3 protein-coding genes are annotated in these 3,126 nt (G+C 43.6%); 2 read left to right on the forward strand and 1 reads right to left on the reverse strand.

The window, feature by feature from the left end; genetic code table 11:
* Both D5R40_RS31470 and D5R40_RS31475 read left to right on the forward strand, forming a co-directional pair.
* The coding region (locus tag D5R40_RS31470) for a DUF2330 domain-containing protein (RefSeq protein ID WP_124155771.1) at positions 1-194 on the forward strand (194 nt) is incomplete at its 5' end.
* 548 nt (positions 195-742) lie between these two features.
* Positions 743-1,234, forward strand: coding sequence for a hypothetical protein (locus D5R40_RS31475; protein WP_124155772.1), 492 nt, complete (start codon positions 743-745; stop codon positions 1,232-1,234).
* Between the two features lie 125 nt (positions 1,235-1,359).
* On the opposite strand, the gene D5R40_RS31480 is transcribed toward D5R40_RS31475, so the two are convergent.
* Entirely contained in the window at positions 1,360-2,397 is a 1,038-nt protein-coding gene (locus D5R40_RS31480; protein ID WP_124155773.1) for an IS110 family RNA-guided transposase, read from the reverse strand.
* Positions 2,398-3,126 lie beyond the last annotated feature (729 nt).

Below are 3,126 nucleotides of genomic sequence, written 5' to 3' on the forward strand. Positions count from 1 at the left end.
ATTTCCATGGAGACATCAAAGATTTCGCGATGGTGGTTCCTGTTCCTCAGGTACTCAAGAAAGAACAGATCAAGGTCACAGAAAAAGACATATTCACCCGACTCAATGACTATACTGCTCCCCGGCTAGTGAACTATAAGGACCCGGATTTTTACTGCCCACTACCTGAGGATAAAAATGAATTACCATTATAGGAGAGTCTATGCCTATAAGAAGAGAAATGGCAATGTCTATCATGGCATTGGATGAAGTAGTAGTTAGTGGCGAAAGAAAAAGTACAAAGTAAAAGTACAGAAGAAGTATTCCATAGGAGGCTATGACATCCTCATCCTTTCAGCTAAAAATCCAAAGGCCTGGAAGAATGGCTGAAAGACCATGTTTACAAAATTCCGAAGGAGCATCTGAAGTATTAGAGCTTATATCAAAAGCGGAATGAAATTCTTTGTGTGAAAGTCAATGAAAAAGCCTTCGAAAAGAGCGAGAAACAAATACCTCCATCCCCTTCAGATCACCTATAATTCTGAGCGTTTATGTTGCCCATCCGTTTGGGCATGGCCAATGCTAAAGGAGACAAAACATGATAGTCTATGCCTTCTCAAAAAAGGAAGAATCGAATGCACCAATTATCAGACCCATGAAATTCCAGCAATATGGATGTTCCGCTCCCGGTAGCGGGTTTATTTGACAATTTTTACACTCCCTTTTCGATAAATCCTGGGCAGAAAGAGGAAAAGATGGAGTAATGTTTGAATACGGCTGGGACATTACAGGTAGCAATCCGTCAAATGCGATCCTTGTCCGACCCCTGCACTCACGCTATCCAATTGTGGATGCAGGAGTTGATTGGTTGAAAAGCCGGAATAACTTCAATTATTCCGGCAAGCTCTATATCAGCCGTATGCATGTACGCTACAATCGAGAGACCTTCCGCAGGACCTCACTTTCCAGGAAACCCCCAATTGGAGAACTTTCAGGGCAGGTATGTTTTAAGATATCCGGGCAAGTCCACTACAGGACTTTACAATTGCGAGGCTGCTCAGACTTACCTAAAGGCCCTTCGAAAAGGCGAATTGAAGAAGTAAAGTCTCTTGAGGAACTTACGGATTGGCCTGCGATGGGCTACCAGATTATATTGGAGAATTTGACCATCACATATCGATTGGGCTATTTGGAGCCTTTACCGGAAAAAGAAGATAAAGGAGAATTCATCCTGCTGTCTTACGAATTGGTTTAGATGGGTACCCTATATTCTCTAGGTCTGTTTGTACTTGTTTTGATAGGGTTGAGTTTTGAGAAAGCGGGAGAAATTCAAACCGCAGATCAGCTAAAAAAACTCACAACAATCTGTCATTGCGATTACTATGACAAAGTCAAGAAAACGTGCCAGGATTTTTTATTTTTTCTGAAGATATCGGGGTCAAATTCCTGATCAAGCTTGACCAGTTTGACCGCAAGTTTCAAGAGTGTATTTCTGATGATGTTTATCACCTTCAAGTGCTCCATTTTCTGTACTTCGGTCTTGTATCGATAAAAGTTTTCAAAGAACATACCTTTTCTAATTTGGGAGGTTGCCCCCATGGTTAAGTTTACCTTCAATTGCTTGTTTGCTTTCTTCGAGGATCTGGGTTTTCGTTTGATCGAAGAGCCCGATAAATGTTTCAAGGGTAGTGTTCCGGCATATTTGGCTAAGGCTATTTCTGAGCTAAAAGTTGTGAAACCTCTACTTATCTCGATCAATTGAGTAGCCGTTACCGGCCCGATTCCTGGTATAGAGGTAAGGATGGTATAAACTCTCTTGAATCGTTCAGATTGTAAGAGGGTCTTTTGAAGTTGTTTCTCCACCTGTTTGATTTGGGCAGTGAGGGTATCGATGAGCTGCTGAAAAACCTCCTCAGCTAAGGGGAGTGGAAGCGCTTTATCGAGGTTGTTCTTCTGTTGATTGATAAGCTGTGTTCTTTGTTTGATTAACTGCCTTCTGAGCAGGGAAAGGGCTTTTATCTCTCTTTCTCTCGCAGAGGGAGGCGTATATCGTCTAGCCTTTGCTTGGTAGTTTTGAGCCAGAATAGCCATCGATTTTGCATCCCGGGGATCGTCTTTGTGTCTAGTGAGATCCAAAGGCGCATGTTTAGCGATCAGCGGATTCCATAGCCAGGTAAATAAGCCTTCTCCATAAAGAGCCATTAGAAGTTTTTCCAAATAAACCCCACAGTGTTCCAGAGCAATCAACACCTGATTCGGATCAAGGCCAAAAGCTTTGATATCCTTTATAAAGCGGGCGATACCGGAGGCAGTATTTTCATATTTGCGCTCTTTTACAAACTGAGACTGATGGCGAAAAGCTGCATAAAATTCCCCTTTGCCTAAATCGATACCAATAAAAAGTGAAAATTTTTCCATAAGTTAATCGGGTATTACTTAAGTGGAAAAGCTCTGCTGGACGAAGTCCATTATGGAACTATAGATTGCATTACTATTGAGTCTCTGCAGAGTAAAAGAAGGCCACAGCTGAATCGCAATAATAGCTCGAAGCTTAGAGCCCAGTTGATCTTGGCCTTCTTTTTCCACATTTCCACTAGCCTGAATTTATCAACTTTTTTAAAAATTAGTTGACAATACAAGTCTAATGGAGCCCTGTCGAGGGACCTTCGTCCCTTGTCATTGCCTTTCCACTTATCAAATGAAGTCTCTGGAAAAGCGGAAGGAAAAAGCTTAGGCCCTTCCACTTCGGTCAGGGTGACACTGCGTTCCAGCACACACAAACCGTGTCAGCCCGAGCCCCGTCGAGGGACCTTCGTCCCTTGTCATTGCCTTTCCACTTATCAAATGAAGTCTCTGGAAAAGCGGAAGGAAAAAGCTTAGGCCCTTCCACTTCGGTCAGGGTGACACTGCGTTCCAGCACACACAAACCGTGTCAGCCCGAGCCCCGTCGAGGGACCTTCGTCCCTTGTCATTGCCTTTCCACTTATCAAATGAAGTCTCTGGAAAAGCGGAAGGAAAAAGCTTAGGCCCTTCCACTTCGGTCAGGGTGACACTGCGTTCCAGCACACACAAACCGTGTCAGCCCGAGCCCCGTCGAGGGACCTTCGTCCCTTGTCATTGCCTTTCCACTTATCAAATGAAGTCTCT

Source organism: Okeania hirsuta (assembly GCF_003838195.1).
GTDB lineage: Bacteria > Cyanobacteriota > Cyanobacteriia > Cyanobacteriales > Microcoleaceae > Okeania > Okeania hirsuta.

What these genes read in the sequence shown, in the direction of transcription:
- D5R40_RS31475 (WP_124155772.1), top strand. Translation starts at nt 743, where the DNA reads ATGTTTGAATACGGCTGGGACATTACAGGTAGCAATCCGTCAAATGCG.
- D5R40_RS31480 (WP_124155773.1), bottom strand. Translation starts at nt 2,397, where the DNA reads ATGGAAAAATTTTCACTTTTTATTGGTATCGATTTAGGCAAAGGGGAA.